The organism is Pseudomonas sp. GNP014 (assembly GCF_054344005.1).
The window spans coordinates 2817080-2836724 of record NZ_JBTGUS010000001.1; the positions used below are offsets into that span (position 1 = coordinate 2817080).

Consider the following 19645-nt stretch of genomic DNA (forward strand, 5'->3'; position numbering starts at 1 on the left):
CCTGACGATGTAAGCGATTGACTGTTGTGTGCCGCAGACGTTCGACCTGACTGGACTGCGCAGGGCAACAGGCTTACCTTGGGCGTTGAATTCAATGCTGCATAAGGACCCAGCCATGAGCCGTATTTTTGCTGACAACGCCCATTCCATCGGCAACACACCGCTGGTGCAGATCAACCGTATCGCGCCGCGCGGCGTCACCATTCTGGCCAAGATCGAGGGGCGTAACCCCGGTTATTCGGTCAAGTGCCGGATTGGCGCCAACATGATCTGGGACGCCGAAAGCAGCGGCAAACTCAAGCCGGGGATGACCATTGTCGAGCCGACTTCGGGCAACACCGGCATCGGCCTGGCCTTTGTCGCGGCCGCCCGAGGCTACAAGTTGATGCTGACCATGCCGGCTTCGATGAGCATCGAGCGCCGTAAAGTACTCAAGGCGCTGGGCGCCGAGCTGGTGTTGACCGAACCGGCCAAGGGCATGAAAGGTGCGATCGAGAAGGCCGCCGAAATTGTTGCCAGTGATGCCGACAAGTTCTTTATGCCGTCGCAGTTCGACAACCCGGCCAATCCGGCGATTCACGAGAAAACCACGGGGCCGGAAATCTGGAACGATACCGATGGCGCAGTCGACGTGTTGGTGGCTGGTGTCGGGACCGGCGGAACCATCACCGGCGTTTCGCGGTATATCAAGAATACCCAGGGTAAACCGATCCTGTCGGTGGCGGTGGAGCCGGTGTCCTCGCCAGTGATCAGTCAGGCGCTGGCGGGCGAAGAGATCAAGCCGAGCCCACACAAGATTCAGGGGATTGGTGCCGGTTTCGTGCCGAAGAACCTCGATTTGTCGATGGTTGATCGGGTGGAGCAGGTGACCGACGACGAGTCCAAGGCCATGGCGCTGCGATTGATGCAGGAAGAGGGGATTTTGTGCGGTATTTCGTGCGGCGCGGCCATGGCGGTAGCGGTACGCCTGGCAGAAACGCCGGAGATGCAGGGCAAGACCATCGTGGTGATCCTGCCGGACTCCGGCGAGCGCTATCTGTCGAGCATGTTGTTCAGCGATCTGTTCACCGAGCAGGAGAATCAGCAGTAAACCCATTGATTCAAATCAGCCGGGATTCAGGATCGTTATGCTAATAAATGCTTTGTTGCGCAATTCTTAACACTGAATCTTGGCTTGGGCGGGTTTTTCCCGAGGCCGGTAGTGTTTATCATGGCCGGCTGCCATGCCGAGTAAAGGGCCTTGCGCAGCGTTGTCTTTATTCAAGGAGTCGTTGATGACCTTTTCGTTAGCCGCCAAGGTGTTGGTGTTGCTGCTGTTCGTGGGCAGCATCCTCTACGTGCATTTGCGCGGTCGGGCGCGTTTGCCGGTCCTGCGTCAGTTCGTCAACCACTCGGCGCTGTTCGCTCCGTACAACGCCCTGATGTACCTGTTCTCCGGTGTGCCGTCCAAACCGTATCTGGATCGCAGCAAGTTCCCGGAGCTGGACGTGCTGCGCGACAACTGGGAAACCATTCGCGACGAAGCCATGCACCTGTTCGACGAGGGCTATATTCGTGCCGCCGAGAAGAACAACGATGCCGGTTTTGGTTCGTTCTTCAAAAAGGGCTGGAAACGTTTCTACCTCAAGTGGTACGACAAGCCGCTGCCATCGGCCGAGGCCCTGTGCCCGAAGACCGTGGCGCTGGTCAGTGCGATTCCCAATGTCAAAGGGGCAATGTTCGCGCTGTTGCCGGGTGGCAGCCACCTGAACCCGCACCGTGATCCGTTTGCCGGCTCCCTGCGGTATCACCTGGGCCTGTCGACGCCAAACTCTGACGATTGCCGGATCTTCGTCGATGGTCAGGTCTACGCCTGGCGCGACGGGGAAGACGTGATGTTCGACGAGACCTATGTGCACTGGGTCAAGAACGAAACCGAGAAAACCCGCGTCATTCTGTTCTGCGACATCGAGCGTCCGTTGAGCAACCGTTTGATGACTCGCATCAACCGCTTCATCAGCGGCTGGCTGGGGCGCGCAACGGCACCGCAGAACCTTGACGACGAGCGTGTTGGCGGCATCAACCAGGCCTATGCCTGGAGCAAGAACTTCAGCGACAGGTTCAGTGGGGTGGTCAAACAGTGGAAACGCCGCAATCCCAAGGCCTACCGCATCATGCGCCCGATTTTGGCGGTGGTGGTGCTGACATTGCTGGGGTATTGGCTGTTTGGTTGAGGCTGAACGCAATCACTAAAAAAACCGCTCCTTGTGAGCGGTTTTTTCATGAGGCGAAGGTGAATGAGGCGCCGGCGAGAACACCTCCCGGCTCCTCACTGGCGGGCTTTGCCAATGCTTCTGTAATTCGGCGCAACTCTTTTTCAGACAACTCCCCAGAACAGCGCTTGCTGTTGGTCGATTTGACGTCTGGCGCTTTGCTTTCTACGAGATTTTTCATGGCGCCTCCGAAATTGATCATTAAATGAGCAGTTGAGCTGATACTAGACGTAGTCGACAGGCATCACAAGCCGCCCCTCTGAGTCGAAATCGAAACCCAGTTGCCGGTAGAGAGGAATAACCCCTGCTAGAGGCTCCTGAATTTCGATCTGCTTACTGCCAATGATTCGCGCGAAGTGAGTAACAGCTGTCAGGGCAAACGTCGCGATCCGACTCTTGAGCGGGTGATCGTTGCCAGGCTTGCCTTCCAGTCGCACGATTTTCACGCGTAACCGACTCTGATTCGGGTTTGCAAAGCACAGCCCGCAGAGCTCATGGTCAAACCAGATAGCCAAATCAAAACCCATCGGTTCTCTGGATTTCCACCTGACAATTTCTTGCCATGAAAAATGAGGGTCGAGCCATTCTTCATAGGCATTCAGAGCCAGCGCATCGACAGCTTCAAATCGGACTCTGGAGTGGTCGACATCGACGATCCCCTTCTGCTGCAAATCTTTCTGTAGTTTTGCAAAAGTATTGGCCGCCTGCTTCCTCGCCTCTGACCGATACAACTGATACCGCAAATTCGTCCGTTCGCTTGGCATGTGACTTCGAGCATTCCCTGTCTCCCCATCAATGGGCCTATCCGTTGCTCATCAGCCTATGCGCCTGCCTTCGAGCTGTCCCTGCTGGCCCTTTGTCCTAATCATTGCAATCCATGTCCCGCGCTGGTTATAGTCGGCGCTCGTGAATCCCATGGCTCACGTCCAACCCTTCAAAAAAAGATCTGCCCAAATGCCTGCATCCCTCATCAACGCGGTAGTCGATTCAGCGGTCAACGCTGGCGTCGTGCCGTGCGGGAATCAGCCGCCTGTGCAGATCAGTCATTACCCTCCACCTGTCAGTAGCACGCCGGTGTGCGCAGTCGTATCACCGCCGGGCGTTGGCGTTTCGGGCTGATCGGCATTCTCTGCTGACCCCTGCGCCCGCCAGAAAAACCTACTGAACTTCAGCTTCGGCTGAGTTGGCTTCTTGCCTGACTACAGGTGGTATTCATGTTTGTCCTTTCGAAAAAAACCGTGCTCGCGGCGACGTCCACGAGCCTGTTCGTTCTGCTGTGGAGCAGCGGGGCGATCTTCTCCAAATGGGGCCTGGCCCATGCGTCACCCTTCGCCTTTCTGCTGATTCGCTTTGTGATTGCCCTGTGCGGGCTGTTGCTGCTGGCGCCGTTGCTCAAGTTGAAGCTGCCCAAGGGCGGCAGGCCGATGCTCTATGCAATCGCCACCGGGGTGGTGCTGTTGGGGGCTTATCAGATTTTCTATCTGCTGGCCCTTAACACCCGAATCACTCCGGGAGTGATGGCGACCATCATGGGCGTGCAGCCGATTCTCACCGTTGTATTGATGGAGCGGCAGCGCTCGGCGAGCCGCCTGTTCGGGCTGGCGCTGGGGCTGGCAGGGCTGATCATGGTGGTGTTTCAAGGGATCGGTCTGGCCGGTATGTCCTGGGCCGGGATGCTCTTCGGTCTGCTGGCGCTGGCGAGCATGACACTGGGCTCGATCATGCAGAAAGGCATCACTGACAATCCCCTCGGCACGCTGCCGGTGCAATACCTGGCCGGGCTGTTGCTGTGCGGGATCTTCGTGCCGTTCCAGCCGTTTCATTTCGAACACAGCGCAGGGTTTATCGTGCCGGTGTTGTGGATGGGCCTGGTGGTGTCGGTGCTGGCGACGCTGTTGCTGTATCGCCTGATCGCGCGGGGCAATCTGGTGAATGTCACCAGCCTGTTTTATCTGGTGCCGGCGGTGACAGCGGTGATGGACTATCTGATCTTCGGTAATCGTCTGGCCGCGTTGAGCGTGCTGGGGATGCTGTTGATCATTGTCGGTCTGGCGTTTGTGTTCCGTAAATCCAGCTGATAGCCAGTTGAGGTGGCGGCTGTTCGGTCGCCATCGCGGGCAAGCCCGCTCCCACAGGGTTTTGTGTCGAGCCGCAGGATGTGGACGACATCAATCACTGTGGGAGCAGGCTTGCCCGCGAAGACTGAATCAGCGAGCCGCCACCTCGGCAGGCTTCACCACCGCAGGCTTCAACACCAGCCACAACGCCAAGGCAATCAACACCCCGCCATACAGATGCGCCATCGACAGCGGCTCATCCAGCAACAATGCGCCCCACAGCACGCCGAACGCCGGAATCATGAAGGTTACGGTCATCGACTTTACCGGGCCAATCGAGCTGAGCAGGCGGAAGTAAATGATGTAGGCGAATGCCGTGCAACCCAGGCCCAGGCCGAGCAGCGACAGCCAGACACTCCAGCCACCCCAGCTTGCCGGTGGCGCGGTGATGACGCTGTAGCCGAACAGCGGCAAGAGAAACAATGAGGCACCGAGCATGCTGCCCACGGCTGACAGTCGGCTGTCGAGCCCACCGGTATGGTCCAGCCAGCGACGGGTGAGGAATCCGGCAAAACCGTAGCAGGTGGTCGCGAGCAGGCAGGCGAGGGCGCCCATCAATAATTCCAGGTCGAAGGCCACGGGCCCTGCGCGGGTGAGCACGCCGACACCGAACAATCCCAGGAACACGCCCGTCAGTTTGGCGACGGTGAGCCTCTCGCTGAAGAACAAGCCGCCAATCAATACGCCCATCAGCGGCGTGGTGGCGTTGAAGATCGCCGAATAACCCGCCGGCAACACTTGCGCCGCGACCGAATACAGGGTCGCCGGAATGCCCGAGTTGATCACCCCCAGCAACATCACGGTTTTCAGCTTGCCCTTGAAATCCCAGTTGATACGCATCAGGCCGAGAATCACCAGCAGCCCGACAGCCGCAATCGACACCCGAAAGAATGCCGTCGGAATCGTGCCGATCACCGGCGCAATAATGCGCATGAACAGGAAGCTCGCACCCCAGATGGCGGCCAGCGACAGCATGCGGAAAATATCGACAGGGCTCACGACAACACTCCTTCCTTGATCGGGACGAGAGTGTTGCCGAGCGCCCCGGCGATGGCAACCGCTATCGGGGCATTTAATTTTTCCCTCAGATCACGAAGCGCGTGACCAGACCATTGAGGTCTACCGCCAGCCGCGACAGCTCCTGGCTGGCGGCCGACGTCTGGGTGGCGCCGGCCGCGGTTTGCGTCGAGAGATCGCGGATGCTGACCAGATTCTGGTCGACCTCGCGCGCCACCAGCGCCTGCTGTTCGGCGGCGCTGGCGATCACCAGATTGCGCTGGTTGATTTGCCCAATCGACGCGGTGATCTTCTCCAGTGCCTGCCCGGCGCTGTTGGCCCGACGCAGGGTGTGACTGGCCTGCTCGGCGCTGCTTTGCAACGCGCCGACCGTCGCGCCGGTGCCGTGCTGGATGCTGCTGATCATCAACTCGATTTCTTCGGTGGAGTTCTGCGTACGCTGCGCCAGCGAACGCACTTCATCGGCGACCACGGCAAAACCGCGCCCGGCCTCACCGGCCCGCGCAGCCTCGATGGCGGCGTTGAGCGCCAGCAGGTTGGTCTGCCCGGCGATCCCGCGAATCACCTCCAGCACCTTACTGATGTCCTGGGCCTGGGTGGCGAGGCCTTCGGCCTGTTCCGAGGCACCGAGCACGGTGGTGACCAGTTCTTGAATCGAACAGATGGTTTCACTGACCTGGACGTGGCCATGCTTGCTGTCTTCGTTCGACGCTTCGGAAGCCTCGGCACTGGACACGGCGTTGGCCGCGACTTCATCCACAGCTGTGCTCATCTCGGTGACGGCGGTGGCGGCCTGTTCGATCTGGTCATTCTGCTGTTGCAGGCCGCGGGTGCTTTGTTCCATCACCGAGCTCATTTCTTCGGCGGCGGAGGCCAGTTGCTGCGCCGACTCGCTGATGCCGCGAATGGTCGAGCGCAGATTGCCCTGCATTTGCGCGAGGGCATCGAGCAATTGCGCGGCCTCATCGCGACCGCTGCTGACGATCTCGCCGCTGAGGTCGCCGGCGGCGATGCGCTGGGCCACCTTCAGCGCCTGATTGATCGGCGTGGTAATGCTGCGGGTCAGTTGCCACGCCAGCAACAGCGTGGCAATCAACGCGGTGACGATAATCGTCGCAACGATCCACAGCGCTCGCTGGTACATGTCGGCGGCGGCCTCGGCGGCGGCGTCGGCACCTTGCTGGTTGAGGCTGATCATCTGCTCCAGGGTCGTGTCGAGCACTCTGCCCTGTGGCGCCAGATCATTGTTCAAACGGGTGTAGGCCTGTTCAGTTTGCCCGGCGTCGATCTGGCTGATGATCTGGTCGAGGATGCTCATGTACTTGCCGATGTCGGCACTCAAGCCTGCGAGCATGCCCCGTTCCTGATCGCTGGTGAGCAAGGCTTCATGGTCTTTGAGACGCTTGAGCAATTCTTCGCGCTGCACCTTGATCAGGCCTTTGCTTCTGTCACGCACGGCTGGCTGGGTGCTGGTGATCAGGCGCAGGGATTCGAGGCGGATGCTGGCAATGTTCGCGGCGGCGTCATGAATGCTTTCGATGCTCGGCATCCACGACTCTTCGATGACCGCAGCGCTTTCACGCAGAGTTTTCATCTGACCCAGGCCAAACAGGCCGACGATCACCAACAGACTGGCCAGCACGGCAAAACTCAAACCGGCGCGCAAACCGATGCGCAGATTGCGGATAGACATCAATGTGCTCCTTGATCTTTGGGGGGAGAGGTCGTCCCCGTCAGTCGAGGATCTTGTTGTGAAGAGGGTGATGGCGGCTTGTATATCAAAGTGCCACTATTTTGGTAAGACCAATCTGCGCACGTCATGCCGAGTGTTGCTGCAGCACGAGTAACAGAGGAAGAGATGCAGGCTAGAGCGCTGGGGCGGCTATTGGATCCGCAAGCCAATGAATACGCGGCTCCGCGCCACGTGGTTGGCGGGCTTTGTGCGCGACTGCCCGGTGGCTTTGCTGACCGAGCGGTCGACTAAAAAAACTTTGATAAAAACTGTGTCGTTGTACAACCCTGCCGCGCATTTGGCAGAAATTGCACTTCTCCTGCCGGTGCATCCATGGCTAAGCTCAGGCACGGATTCCCACTTGCACGCCGAGGTCTCATCTATGCCGCAGCCATGGCCAGCCACCGACATCGCCCGGATGATTCTCGAAGGCTTTGACGATTACCGCGAGCATTTCCGGCGCATTACCGACGGCGCCCGGGAGCGTTTCGAACAGGCTCGCTGGCAGGAGACGCAAACCGCATCGGCGGCGCGAATCAACCTCTACGAAGAGAAAGTCGGCGAAACCATTGCCCGCCTGCGGGAGTACTTCGATGACGAAGCACTCATGAATGTCAGTTGCTGGCCACTGGTGAAAAGCGCCTACATCAGCGTCATCGACCTGCGCTTCGACGATGAATTGTCCGAGACCTGGTACAACTCTATCTTCTGCGGGCTGTTCAGCCATGACCTGATCAGCGATGGCTGCATGTTCATCCACACCACGCGTCCGAGCCTGCGCCGCGCACGGGCCGCGCAGACCCGCACCTACAAGCCGCAAGGCCAGTTGAGCGCGATGCTGGCGAGCATTTTTGCCGATTACCGCTTCAGCGAAGATTACGCCGATTTGCCCGGCGACTTGCGCCGCCTCGAAGCGCAACTGCGCGAGAACCTGCCGGACTGGGTGTGCAAGGACCCGGAACTGAGCGTCGAGCTGTTTTCTTCGGTGCTCTACCGCAACAAGGGGGCCTACCTGGTCGGGCGCATCTACACCCGTGACGAACAGTGGCCGCTGGTGATTCCGCTGCTGCACCGTGAAGGACGCGGGATTCAGATTGACGCGTTGATCACCGACGAAGCCGACGTGTCGATCATCTTTTCCTTTACCCGCTCGTATTTCATGGTCGATGTGCCGGTGCCGGCGGAATTCATCGGTTTTCTGCGACGCATACTGCCGGGCAAGCACATCGCCGAGCTGTACACCTCAATCGGTTTCTACAAACACGGCAAGTCCGAGTTCTACCGCGCGTTGATCAACCACCTGGCCAATACCGATGACCAGTTCATCATGGCCCCGGGCGTGCGCGGCATGGTCATGAGCGTGTTTACCCTGCCGGGCTTCAACACCGTGTTCAAGATCATCAAGGACCGCTTCTCGCCGTCGAAAAACGTCGATCGCGCCACAGTGATCGAGAAATACCGGCTGGTGAAAAGCGTCGACCGGGTCGGGCGCATGGCCGATACCCAGGAGTTCGCCGATTTCCGTTTCCCGCTGAGCAAGTTCGATCCGGCGTGCCTGGAAGAACTGCTGGAGGTGGCGCCATCCACCGTCTCGGTCGAAGGCGACACGGTGCTGATCCGCCACTGCTGGACCGAGCGCCGGATGACCCCGCTGAACCTCTATCTGGAAAACGCTAACGATGCACAGGTGCGCGAGGCGCTGGAAGACTATGGCCTGGCGATCAAGCAATTGGCGGCGGCCAACATCTTTCCTGGCGACATGCTGTTGAAAAACTTCGGCGTCACCCGGCACGGGCGGGTGGTGTTCTACGACTACGACGAGATCTGCTTCCTGACCGAAGCCAATTTCCGCCACATCCCCGCACCGCGCACGCCGGAGGACGAAATGGCCTCCGAGCCGTGGTATTCGATCGGGCCGCTGGATGTCTTTCCTGAGGAGTTTCCGCCGTTTCTGTTTGCCGATTCGGGGCAGCGCAAGTTGTTCGATCAGTTGCATGGCGAGTTGTATAACGCGGATTACTGGAAGAGCCTGCAGGAGGCGATTCGCGCCGGGAAAGTGATTGATGTCTTTCCTTATCGGCGTAAAGGGTTGGATAACGAATAGCCCTCTTAAAAACTCCCTCACCCCAGCCCTCTCCCGGAGGGAGAGGGCTGGGGTGAGGGAGCAAGCATCGACCTGAAAGGCCTTGGCGATTATGGATTCGGTCATGCACGTTCAGGTCGGTGAAGCTGGCAAAGTTGACTCGCTCGGTCACCTCTCCTTTTGGGAGAGGGCCAGGGTGAGGGCCGCAATCCCCCAGACACGCCACAAATCCGCCAAATCTGCGACAATCCGCCCCCTGCATAAATAGACGACCGAATTGCGTACCCGATGACCGACGAATCGCCCTCCATCGACAAACTGCTGAAAAACCTCGATCACGCCATGCTCGCCGACCGTCACCGGCTGCGGCGGCAGTTGCTTGAGCTGCGCAAGAAACCTGACGAGGCCAAGCTGGCCCAGTGGGTGGCGCGGATGCAGGCGTCCTGCGATCAGGTGCTGGCGCGCAAGGCCAGCCTGCCGGTGATTCGTTATGACGACAGCCTGCCCATTGCGGCCAAGCGTGACGAAATCAAACAGGCCCTGGAAAAGCATCAGGTGCTGATCATCGCCGGCGAAACCGGCTCGGGCAAAACCACTCAGTTGCCGAAAATCTGTCTGGAAATCGGTCGTGGCCAGCATGGCTTGATCGGCCACACCCAGCCGCGCCGAATTGCAGCACGCAGCGTCGCAAGCCGGGTTGCCGAAGAACTCGGCACGCCGCTCGGCTCGCTGGTCGGTTATCAGGTGCGATTCGAGGATCAGAGCGATTCCAACACCCTGATCAAACTGATGACCGACGGCATCCTGCTGGCGGAAACCCAGAACGACCGCTATCTGGAACGCTACGACACGATCATCGTCGACGAAGCCCACGAACGCAGCCTGAACATCGACTTCCTGCTCGGTTACCTGAAAACCCTGCTGCCGCGTCGTCCGGACCTGAAAGTCATCATCACCTCGGCGACCATCGACCTGGAGCGCTTCTCCAAACATTTCGATGACGCACCGATTGTCGAAGTCTCCGGCCGCACCTTCCCGGTGGACACCTGGTATCGACCGCTGACCCTGGAGCAGGACGAAGAGGGCAACCGCGTCGAAGACGACCTGACCGTGGATCAGGCGATCCTCGCCACCCTCGACGAAATCGCCGCCTACGAGCGCAGCGAGCGCCGCAGTCCTGGCGATGTGCTGGTGTTCCTGCCCGGCGAACGCGAGATTCGCGACGCCGCCGACATGCTGCGCAAGGCTCAGCTCAAACACACCGAAATCCTGCCGCTGTACGCGCGCCTGTCGCCGGCCGAACAGCAGCGGATTTTCCAGTCGCACCCGGGGCGTCGCGTGGTGCTGGCGACCAACGTCGCCGAGACCTCGCTGACCGTGCCGGGCATCCGTTACGTGATCGACAGCGGCACCGCGCGCATCAGCCGTTACAGCTATCGCGCCAAGGTCCAGCGTCTGCCGATCGAGGCGATTTCCCAGGCCAGCGCCAACCAGCGTAAAGGTCGTTGCGGCCGGGTCGAGCCGGGCATTTGCGTGCGCTTGTACAGCGAGGAAGATTTCCTCGGTCGCCCGGAATTCACCGACCCGGAGATTCTGCGCACCAACCTTGCCGCTGTTATCTTGCAGATGCTGCACTTGCGCCTCGGCGAGATCACCGCGTTCCCGTTTATCGAGCCGCCGGATGGCAAAGCCATCAGCGACGGGTTCAATCTGCTGCAAGAACTCTCGGCGGTGGATCGCAACAGTCAGTTGACCCCGCTGGGACGCCAGTTGGCACGCCTGCCGGTGGACCCGCGCATGGGCCGCATGCTGCTCGAAGCGGCCAGGCTCGGCAGCCTGCAGGAAGTGCTGATCGTCGCCAGCGCGATGTCGATTCAGGACCCGCGCGAGCGTCCACCGGAGCGTCAGCAAGCCGCCGATCAGGCCCACGCGCAATGGAAAGACAGCGATTCGGACTTCGCCGGGCTGGTCAATCTGTGGCGTGGTTTTGAAGAACAGCGCCAGGCGCTGACGGCCAGCCCGCTGCGCAACTGGTGCCGCAAGAACTTCCTCAACTACCTGCGTCTGCGCGAGTGGCGTGATTCCCATCGCCAGTTGAGCCTGATCTGTCGCGACATGCAGCTGAGCCTCAATAAAGAGCCGGCGGATTACCCGAAACTGCACAAAGCGGTGCTGGTCGGTCTGCTCAGCCAGATCGGTCAGAAAACCGAGGACGGCGATTACCTTGGCGCCCGGCAGCGGCGTTTCTGGATTCACCCGTCGTCGGGGATCGGCAAGAAGCGTCCGCAATGGCTGATGACAGCCGAGCTGGTGGAAACCACCAAGCTTTACGCGCGCATGGTCGCCAAGATCGACGCCGACTGGATCGAGCCGCTGGCCGGACACCTGATCAAGAAGAACCACTTTGAACCGCACTGGGAGAAGAAGCGTGGCCAGGTCGTGGCTTACGAGCAGATCACCCTGTTCGGGCTGATCGTCGTTGGCCGTCGCCCGGTGCACTACGGTCCGGTGGATCCAGTGGTGTCCCGCGAGCTGTTTATCCGCGAAGGCCTGGTGCGCGGCGAGATTCAGTCGAAAGCCAAGTGCCTGACGGCCAACAAACAGTTGCTCGAACAGCTCGACGAGCTGGAAGCCAAGGCCCGGCGCCGTGACATCCTTGCCGACGAAGAAACCCTGTACGCCTTCTACGATGCGCGCTTGCCGGCAGAGATTCACCAGACCGCGACCTTCGACAGCTGGTATCGGGTCAACAGCCAGAAGAACCCGCAACTGCTGATCATGCGCGAAGAGGACGTGCTGGCCCGCGAGGCCAGTGAAGTCACCGCGCGCGACTACCCGGACACGCTGCACATCGGTGACCTGGAACTGGCGCTGACCTATCATTTCGAACCCAATCACCCGCGCGACGGCGTGACCTTGCGCGTGCCGGCGCCGCTGTTGCCGATGCTGCCGCCGGAACGCCTCGAATGGCTGGTGCCGGGGATGATCGAAGCCAAGTGCATCGCCCTCGTGCGCAACCTGCCGAAGGCGCTGCGCAAGAACTTCGTACCGGTGCCGGACTTCATCAAAGCGGCATTGCAGCGCATGACCTTCGCCGAAGGTTCGTTGCCGCAAGCGCTCGGTCGCGAGTTGCTGCGCATGACCGGTGCGCGGGTCAGCGATGAGGCGTGGGCGGAAGCGGCGCAGCAGGTCGAAGGGCATTTACGGATGAACCTGGAAATCGTCGACGGCCAGGGCAAGTTCCTCGGCGAAGGTCGCGATCTGGCCGAGTTGACCGCACGGTTTGCCGAAGCCAGTCAGGCTGCACTGGCGGTGCCGCAGAGCGCAAAAAGTCAGCAACCGGTGGAGGCGAAAGTCTTTGCACCAGTGGCGGAAAAGACCCAACAGAAGATCGCCGGGCTGTCGATGACGGTGTATCCGGCGCTGGTGGAAGAGGGCGGCGCGGTCAAGGAAGGGCGCTTCTCGACCCCGGCCGAAGCCGAGTTTCAACACCGCCGCGCGTTGCAGCGTCTGCTGATGCAGCAACTGGCGGAACCGGCGAAGTTCCTGCGCAGCAAATTGCCGGGGCAGACCGAACTGGGCCTGCTCTATCGCGAGTTGGGCCGGGTCGATGCGCTGGTCGAAGACATTCTGCTGGCCAGTCTCGACAGCTGCATTCTGGAAGGCGAAGACCCGTTGCCCCGCGATGGCGCCGGGCTGGCAGCGTTGGCCGAGCGCAAGCGCGGCAGCTGGACCGAACACGCCGAACGCGTGGCGCGCCTGACGCTGGAGATCCTCAAGCTGTGGCACGGTCTGCAAAAGCGTTTCAAGGGCAAGATCGACCTTGCGCAAGCGGTGGCGCTGAATGACATCAAGCAGCAGATCAGCCAGTTGGTGTACCCCGGTTTCGTCCGGGAAACGCCGATGCAATGGCTCAAGGAATTGCCGCGTTATCTGAAAGCGGTCGAGCAGCGTTTCGAAAAGCTCGGGGCGCAAGTGCAGAAGGATCGTGTCTGGAGCGGCGAACTGGCCGGCCTCTGGGCGCAATACCAGACCCGCGCCGCCAAGCATGCCCAGGAAGGCAAGCGCGATCCGCAGCTGGAGTTGTACCGCTGGTGGCTGGAGGAATACCGGGTGTCACTGTTCGCCCAGCAGTTGGGCACCAAAGTCCCGATTTCCGATAAACGCCTGAACAAGCAGTGGACGCAGGTCGAACCTTGATTGCCAGACCTGCACAACCCCCTGTAGGAGTGAGCCTGCTCGCGATAGCAGAGTGTCAGTCAACGCAATAGTGACTGATACGACGCAATCGCGAGCAGGCTCACTCCTGCAGGGAAGCAGCGCCGGTCTTGAGAAAGGCGCCAAAACCTCGGGTTTATGGCAAACTTCGCGACCATAAACGCCCGTTTCGCGACCCAGAGCCTTCGGTAAGGTCGCGAACCGGAATAACGCGATGCCAGGTCAGCGTCCCCCGGATGGGAATAGACCCTTTGTGTGTTGGTACGACGGTTCCAGCACTTTCTGCCTGAACAGATTAGAGAAACGACCATGCATAATGTCGTCATCAGCGGCACCGGCCTGTACACCCCGGCCAACAGCATCTCCAACGAAGAGCTGGTGCAGTCTTTCAACACCTACGTCGCCCAGTTCAACGCCGATAACGCCGAAGCCATCGCCAACGGTGAAGTCCAGGCCCTGACCGAATCCAGCGCCGCGTTCATCGAAAAGGCCTCGGGCATCAAGAGCCGCTTTGTCATGGACAAGGACGGCATCCTCGACCCGCTGCGCATGGCGCCGCGTCTGCCGGAGCGTTCCAACGACGAATGGTCGGTGCTGTGCCAGATGGCCATCGGCGCAGCCGAGCAAGCCTTGCAGCGCGCCGGTAAAACCGCCGCTGATATCGACGGCGTGATCGTTGCCTGTTCCAACCTGCAGCGCGCTTACCCGGCCATTGCCATCGAAGTCCAGGAAGCGCTGGGCATCCAGGGCTTCGGCTTCGACATGAACGTGGCCTGCTCCTCGGCTACCTTTGGCATCCAGGCGGCGGCCAACAGCGTGCAACTGGGTCAGGCCCGGGCGATCCTGATGGTCAACCCGGAAGTCTGCACCGGTCACCTGAACTTCCGTGACCGTGACAGCCACTTCATCTTCGGTGATGCCGCGACTGCAGTGATCATCGAGCGTGCCGATCTGGCGACGTCCAAATACCAGTTCGACGTGGTCAGCACCAAACTGTTGACCAAGTTCTCCAACAACATCCGCAACAATTTCGGCTTCCTCAACCGCGCCGCGGAAGAGGGCGTCGGCGCCCGCGACAAGCTGTTCGTGCAGGAAGGGCGCAAGGTGTTCAAGGATGTCTGCCCGATGGTCGCCGAACTGATTGGTGAGCATCTGCAAGAGAATCAGCTCAATGTCGGCGACGTGAAGCGTTTCTGGCTGCACCAGGCCAACCTGAGCATGAACCACCTGATCGTGCGCAAGCTGCTGGGCCGCGAAGCGACCGAAGAAGAGGCGCCGGTGATTCTCGACACCTACGCCAACACCAGCTCCGCCGGTTCCGTGATTGCCTTCCACAAGCACCAGGATGATCTGGCTGCCGGTTCGCTGGCTGTTTTGAGTTCGTTCGGTGCAGGCTATTCGATCGGCAGCGTGATTCTGCGCAAGCGTTGAAAAGAGGTTTAGTTTCCCCTTAAACACGTCGACTTTTCCTACATCCGAATCGGCTCAAACGCTGTAATTTTTCGGAAATGGCGGCAGGCGAAGTCCTGCCGCTATCATTTCGGAATCGGCACAAGGAGATTTTTGGATGGCTGACGACACCCAACTGCTTGAGCGCCTGCTGGCAGGTGAACAACGGGCTTTCAAGGAACTGGTGACTACGTATCAGAGCGCCATGCGTGCCGTGGCGTATGCGATTGTCGGCCAGCGTCATGTCGAAGAAGTGGTGCAGGACGCCTGGCTTTCCGTGGTGCGCCACATCGCCAGTTTCGAAGGTCGTTCCAGCCTCAAGACCTGGCTGCTGACCATCACCGCCAACTCGGCCAAAAGTCGTTACAAGCTGAATCGCCGCGAAGTGCTGATGGATGACTTGCCATCGCCCCACGGCACCATTGATGACGACCGCTTTTCTCCCGGCGACGGCCATTGGTTGATCGCCCCGTTCGCCTGGCACCAGGACACGCCCGAAGCCTTGCTGACCGAAAGTGAATTACGTGACTGCCTGGAGCATACGCTGCTCAGTCTGTCGGAATTGCAAAGCAGTGTTCTGCTGTTGCGTGAGCGCCAGGGCCTGGAGCTGGAAGAGATCTGTAATCTTCTGGAGATCTCGCTCTCCAATGTCCGTGTGCTGCTGCATCGTGCGCGGCTGAAAGTCTTCGCGACCGTGGAGCATTTTGAGGAGACCGGGGAATGCTGACCTGTAAGGAACAAGTGGCGCGCTCCAGCGATTATCTCGATGATCAGTTGAGCTTTCGCGAGAAGCTGATGGTGCGTCATCACCTGATGTTCTGCCCGAACTGTCGGCGTTTCATTCGGCAGATGCGTTTGATGCAGGCGACCTTGAAGGCGATGCCGGAGAAACCGGAGGAAGGGGTGGATGCCTTGGCGGAACGTTTGGCGGCGCAACGGCGGGACGATAGCCCGTGAAAAAACACAGCCCGGTGAAGCACCAGCGAACGGATGATGGGGATCGCGGTTGCTGCATCGAGCTGCAGGAAAATCAACTTCGATCGGCAAGTCGCAAGGGGAGCGGTGACTTGCAACTTGTCGCTCGAAGCTTGTCGCTGTTTTCTTAGAACTTCGCTTCCGCGTCCAGCTGCAGGGTGTTGGTGTCTGCATCACGCTGGGTACGGCTGGAGAAGTCTGCTTTGGTCAGGAAGTACGTCGCGCCGATGGCAAAGTTCTTGTCGATGTCGTAACCGACCTTGAACTTGTGGCCACGCGAACCGGTGGTGCCGTTGGCGAAGTCGGAGTCGGTGAAGGCGCCGACCACGGCGTCACGCTGTACGTCACGATAGTTGTAGTCGAGGTTCAGACCGAACACTTTCGACTTGGCGCCGACCAGCCAGGCGGTGTCTGCATCGGTCACGGCATCGTTGTTCTTCACGTACTGACCGTAGAACGACAACGGCATTGGCAAGCCACCGATATCGATCTGGCTGAAGCCCTCGTACAGACGGAATTCGTTGTTGGCCGAGTTGCCGTTGACCGCCAGGGCGCACGGAGTGGAAGTCCCGGTGCAGCGGCTGTCTTTGTCGTTCTGGTAGGCGTAGACGCTGCCGCCCAGGGTCAGTTTCAGGTTGTCGGTGATCGCGAAGCGGCTACCCAACTGGCCAGAGGTCAGGCGCAGGTCGTGACGGAATTGCACGCCGTCGCCGTCGACGTTGTCCTTGAGGTTGTAGTTACCCAGGCTGCCGAACAGCTCGGCGCTGCTGCCCAACGGGTATTTGTAGGTGACGGCCAGACCTTCCGGGTTGATGTCGCTGTCCCAGATCACGTCACCCATGCTGACCCACGGTTGCAGCATTTTGCCGCCGATGACGTGCAGGTTCTTGATCTGATCGGGGTGGTAGTCGATGTAGCCCAGGTCGAGCCAGATCTGCTTCTTGTCGAAGTAGTTGTCCTGATCCTGGTTGGTCGAACGGGCGTCGTCGCCGCCGCCGGTGGCGATACGGATGCCGGTGTCGACTTGCGGGTTGATCTCGGTGTAGGCGCCCAGGCGGGCACGGATGCGCTGGCGATCCTTGTCGCGGCCGCCGTTGTTCGGTTCGCCGTCGATCTTGATGGTTTCCTGACGGATACGCACGTCACCCTTGAACTGGGTCTTGGCGGCCCAGGCCAGTTTCTGGTCGAAGGAGCTCAGCTCATTGGTTTTCTTCGCGGTTGCCGCGATTTGCTCGTTAGTCTCTTGCTGCGCCTGCTGCGCGATTTGCTGAGCCTTCTGATCCTTGGCCAGTTCAGTTTGCAGTTCAATGTACTGCGCCTGGGAAATCGAACCGTTAGCCTTGAGCATGTCGAGCAGTTTGGCGTCGACTGCAGCACTGGCCGGAACGCTCATGGCCAGTAACAGGCCACCGCACAGGGCCGCCGCAGTTTTCGTGGAAGCAAGACGCATAGCAATCTCCGAAGATGAGAGGGGATGGCTGAACCATCCTGGGCACAACCGACGTGAAGGTCGGAAAACAGTGTCCGGGTAGAACCCGGCGCTCTAAAAACAGGCGCCAGTATCGCGATGGTTTATGACAGAGCAGTGGCACGATGATGGCAGGTTGATGACGATCCAGATGTGTCGTGAACTATTGATCTAGAGCGCTGTCGCCCGATTGAACGTGTGCAATGGCCGGCGATAGGCGATACTCGCCGGGCGCTGAAACCCGCTTGTGGAGACTCTGTTGATGCCGTTGCAACGCCTGCAAAACCTGTCAGAAATCGCCCCGGCCACCTGGGACGCACTGGTGCCGGAGAATCAGCCGTTTCTGCGCCATGCCTTCCTCAGCGTCCTGGAAGACAGCGGCAGCGTCGGCCCTCACACGGGTTGGCAGCCGGAACATTTGTTGCACATCGAGGACGATCGACTGATAGCGGCACTGCCCAGTTACCGCAAGTGGCATTCCTACGGCGAGTATGTGTTCGATCATGGCTGGGCCGACGCCTGTGCCCGCGCCGGAATCGACTATTACCCCAAGCTGTTGACGGCCGTGCCGTTCAGCCCGGTCAGCGGCCCACGCTTGTTGGCGGCGAAGGTCGAAGACGGCTTCGAGTTGCTCAAGAGCCTGCCGGGGTATCTGGAAATCGAAGGGCTTTCCAGCGCACATATCAATTTCACCGATCTCTTCACCGATACCGCCATGGCTGAACAACCAGGCTGGTTGCAGCGCATCGGCTGTCAGTATCACTGGCAGAATCGCGGCTACCGGGACTTTCAGGACTTTCTCGATGTGCTCAGTTCGCGCAAGCGCAAGCAGATGCGCAAAGAGCGCGAGCAAGTGGCGGGGCAGGGCTTCGAGTTTGAATGGTTGCAGGGGCGGGAGCTGGACGAGGCGCAATGGGATTTCGTTTACGCCTGTTACGCCAATACCTATGCGGTGCGACGTCAGGCGCCGTACCTGACGCGCGAGTTCTTCAGCCTGCTTGCCGAACGCATGCCGGAGTCGATTCGCGTGGTGCTGGCCAGACAAGGTTCACGCCCGGTGGCGATGGCTTTCAGTCTGGTGGGTGGCGATAGCTTTTACGGACGCTATTGGGGTTGCCTGGCGGAGTTTGATCGGCTGCACTTCGAAACCTGTTTCTATCAGGGCATGGATTACGCGATTGCGCAGGGCTATCAACGTTTCGACGCTGGTGCCCAGGGCGAGCACAAGTTGATTCGTGGTTTCGAACCGGTGATCACTCATTCGTGGCATTACCTGCGCCATCCCGGGTTGAAAGCGGCGGTGAAGGATTTCCTGCAACAAGAGCGTGCCGGAGTCCTTGCGTATGTCGAAGAAGCGAAAACAGCCTTGCCCTACCGCCAGACCTGAATCCCCTGTAGGAGTGAGCCTGCTCGCGATAGCGGTCTGTCAGAGCCATGGATGTTGACTGACACACCGCTATCGCGAGCAGGCTCACTCCTACAAGGGGATTTGTACAGGCTTCAGGTTTCTTCTTTGCCCAGCCAGCGATAGACCCCGCCACCGACCACCGCGCCTAACAGCGGCGCGACCCAGAACATCCACAACTGCGCGATCGCCCAGCCGCCGACCATCAGCGCCGGGCCCGTGCTGCGGGCCGGATTGACCGAGGTGTTGGTCACGGGGATCGAGATCAGGTGGATCAGTGTCAGGGCCAGGCCGATGGCAATCGGTGCGAGGCCCGCCGGAGCGCGTTTATCAGTGGCGCCGAGGATGATGATCACGAACATCGCGGTCATCACCAGTTCGCACACGAACCCGGCCGCCATTGAGTATTTGCCGGGCGAATGCTCGCCATAACCGTTGGAGGCCAGGCCGGCGGCGATATCAAATCCCTCCTTGCCGCTGGCGATGTGGGCGATCAGCGCGGCCGCGAGAATCGCGCCCAGCACCTGGGCGATGATATAGGCCGGTAGCTCTTTGGCCGGAAACCGGCCGCCGACGAACAGACCGACCGAGACGGCCGGGTTGAGATGACATCCGCTGATGTGGCCGATGGCGAACGCCATGGTCAGCACCGTCAGACCAAACGCCAGGGCGACCCCCAGCACCCCGATTCCCAACGGTGAAGACGCGGCGATCACCGCACTGCCACAACCGCCCAACACTAACCAGAACGTACCCAACAACTCAGTAACTGAACGTTTGAACAGAGACATGAGAGTGTCCTTGATAGGCGTGCTATCGAGACTGCATCGAGTGAGGCCTCCATGCCGATTTACGACAGGTTCCGTGCCGGAGCCTTGCCTGAGTACAGCAGGCTTTGGACGGATTTCCAGCAGGCGCAAAAAAACCGC

The 19645-nt window shown here is 59.9% G+C and carries 15 protein-coding genes; 9 read left to right on the plus strand and 6 right to left on the minus strand.

Going from position 1 to position 19645, the window contains the following annotated elements; genetic code table 11:
- The first annotated feature begins 115 nt into the window (after positions 1-115).
- Positions 116-1090: a cysteine synthase A gene (cysK, locus tag ACXX9E_RS12685; RefSeq protein WP_458555497.1), complete on the plus strand. Its 975-nt coding sequence runs from the start codon at positions 116-118 to the stop codon at positions 1088-1090.
- Between the two features lie 184 nt (positions 1091-1274).
- Positions 1275-2213, plus strand: coding sequence for an aspartyl/asparaginyl beta-hydroxylase domain-containing protein (locus tag ACXX9E_RS12690; RefSeq protein ID WP_186744623.1), 939 nt, complete (start codon positions 1275-1277; stop codon positions 2211-2213).
- 46 nt (positions 2214-2259) lie between these two features.
- Here the strand turns inward: ACXX9E_RS12690 and ACXX9E_RS12695 are convergent, their stop codons facing one another.
- On the minus strand, positions 2260-2433 hold the full coding sequence (locus tag ACXX9E_RS12695) for a hypothetical protein (RefSeq protein ID WP_185015791.1): 174 nt from the start codon (positions 2431-2433) through the stop codon (positions 2260-2262).
- A gap of 43 nt (positions 2434-2476) precedes the next feature.
- A complete protein-coding gene (locus ACXX9E_RS12700) occupies positions 2477-3016 on the minus strand; it encodes a hypothetical protein (RefSeq protein ID WP_458555498.1) in 540 nt (179 codons plus the stop codon).
- A gap of 450 nt (positions 3017-3466) precedes the next feature.
- On the opposite strand from ACXX9E_RS12700, the gene ACXX9E_RS12705 reads away from it, so the two are divergent.
- Complete coding sequence (locus ACXX9E_RS12705) at positions 3467-4330, plus strand: DMT family transporter (RefSeq protein WP_458555499.1); 864 nt, start codon at positions 3467-3469, stop codon at positions 4328-4330.
- 129 nt (positions 4331-4459) lie between these two features.
- Here ACXX9E_RS12705 and ACXX9E_RS12710 read toward each other — a convergent pair whose 3' ends face one another.
- Both ACXX9E_RS12710 and ACXX9E_RS12715 read right to left on the minus strand, forming a co-directional pair.
- Complete coding sequence (locus tag ACXX9E_RS12710; protein ID WP_458555500.1) at positions 4460-5368, minus strand: DMT family transporter; 909 nt, start codon at positions 5366-5368, stop codon at positions 4460-4462.
- Between the two features lie 85 nt (positions 5369-5453).
- Positions 5454-7079, minus strand: coding sequence for a methyl-accepting chemotaxis protein (locus tag ACXX9E_RS12715; RefSeq protein ID WP_458555501.1), 1626 nt, complete (start codon positions 7077-7079; stop codon positions 5454-5456).
- Positions 7080-7500: 421 nt separating this feature from the next.
- Here ACXX9E_RS12715 and aceK point away from each other — a divergent pair, with 421 nt between their 5' ends.
- The 5 genes from aceK to ACXX9E_RS12740 all read left to right on the plus strand — a co-directional run bounded on the left by aceK (position 7501) and on the right by ACXX9E_RS12740 (position 15825).
- Positions 7501-9222, plus strand: a complete 1722-nt coding sequence (gene aceK, locus ACXX9E_RS12720; protein WP_123465542.1) for a bifunctional isocitrate dehydrogenase kinase/phosphatase — start codon at positions 7501-7503, stop codon at positions 9220-9222.
- A gap of 267 nt (positions 9223-9489) precedes the next feature.
- Positions 9490-13401 carry an ATP-dependent RNA helicase HrpA gene (gene hrpA / locus ACXX9E_RS12725; RefSeq protein ID WP_458555502.1) on the plus strand — a complete coding sequence of 1304 codons (3912 nt, stop codon included), beginning with the start codon at positions 9490-9492 and terminating at the stop codon, positions 13399-13401.
- 327 nt (positions 13402-13728) lie between these two features.
- Positions 13729-14850 carry a beta-ketoacyl-ACP synthase III gene (locus tag ACXX9E_RS12730; RefSeq protein ID WP_123465546.1) on the plus strand — a complete coding sequence of 374 codons (1122 nt, stop codon included), beginning with the start codon at positions 13729-13731 and terminating at the stop codon, positions 14848-14850.
- Between the two features lie 136 nt (positions 14851-14986).
- Entirely contained in the window at positions 14987-15595 is a 609-nt protein-coding gene (locus ACXX9E_RS12735) for an RNA polymerase sigma factor (RefSeq protein ID WP_123465548.1), read from the plus strand.
- Positions 15589-15825 carry an anti-sigma factor family protein gene (locus ACXX9E_RS12740; RefSeq protein WP_123465550.1) on the plus strand — a complete coding sequence of 79 codons (237 nt, stop codon included), beginning with the start codon at positions 15589-15591 and terminating at the stop codon, positions 15823-15825. Before ACXX9E_RS12735 ends, ACXX9E_RS12740 begins: the two co-directional genes overlap by 7 nt.
- A gap of 145 nt (positions 15826-15970) precedes the next feature.
- Here ACXX9E_RS12740 and ACXX9E_RS12745 read toward each other — a convergent pair whose 3' ends face one another.
- Entirely contained in the window at positions 15971-17293 is a 1323-nt protein-coding gene (locus ACXX9E_RS12745; RefSeq protein ID WP_123465552.1) for a putative porin, read from the minus strand.
- Positions 17294-17573: 280 nt separating this feature from the next.
- On the opposite strand from ACXX9E_RS12745, the gene ACXX9E_RS12750 reads away from it, so the two are divergent.
- Complete coding sequence (locus ACXX9E_RS12750; protein WP_458555503.1) at positions 17574-18698, plus strand: GNAT family N-acetyltransferase; 1125 nt, start codon at positions 17574-17576, stop codon at positions 18696-18698.
- Between the two features lie 113 nt (positions 18699-18811).
- Here ACXX9E_RS12750 and aqpZ read toward each other — a convergent pair whose 3' ends face one another.
- The gene (gene aqpZ, locus ACXX9E_RS12755) at positions 18812-19507 is read right to left on the minus strand and encodes an aquaporin Z (RefSeq protein WP_128616360.1); all 696 of its coding nucleotides are present in this window, start codon (positions 19505-19507) and stop codon (positions 18812-18814) included.
- Between the last annotated feature and the right edge of the window lie 138 nt (positions 19508-19645).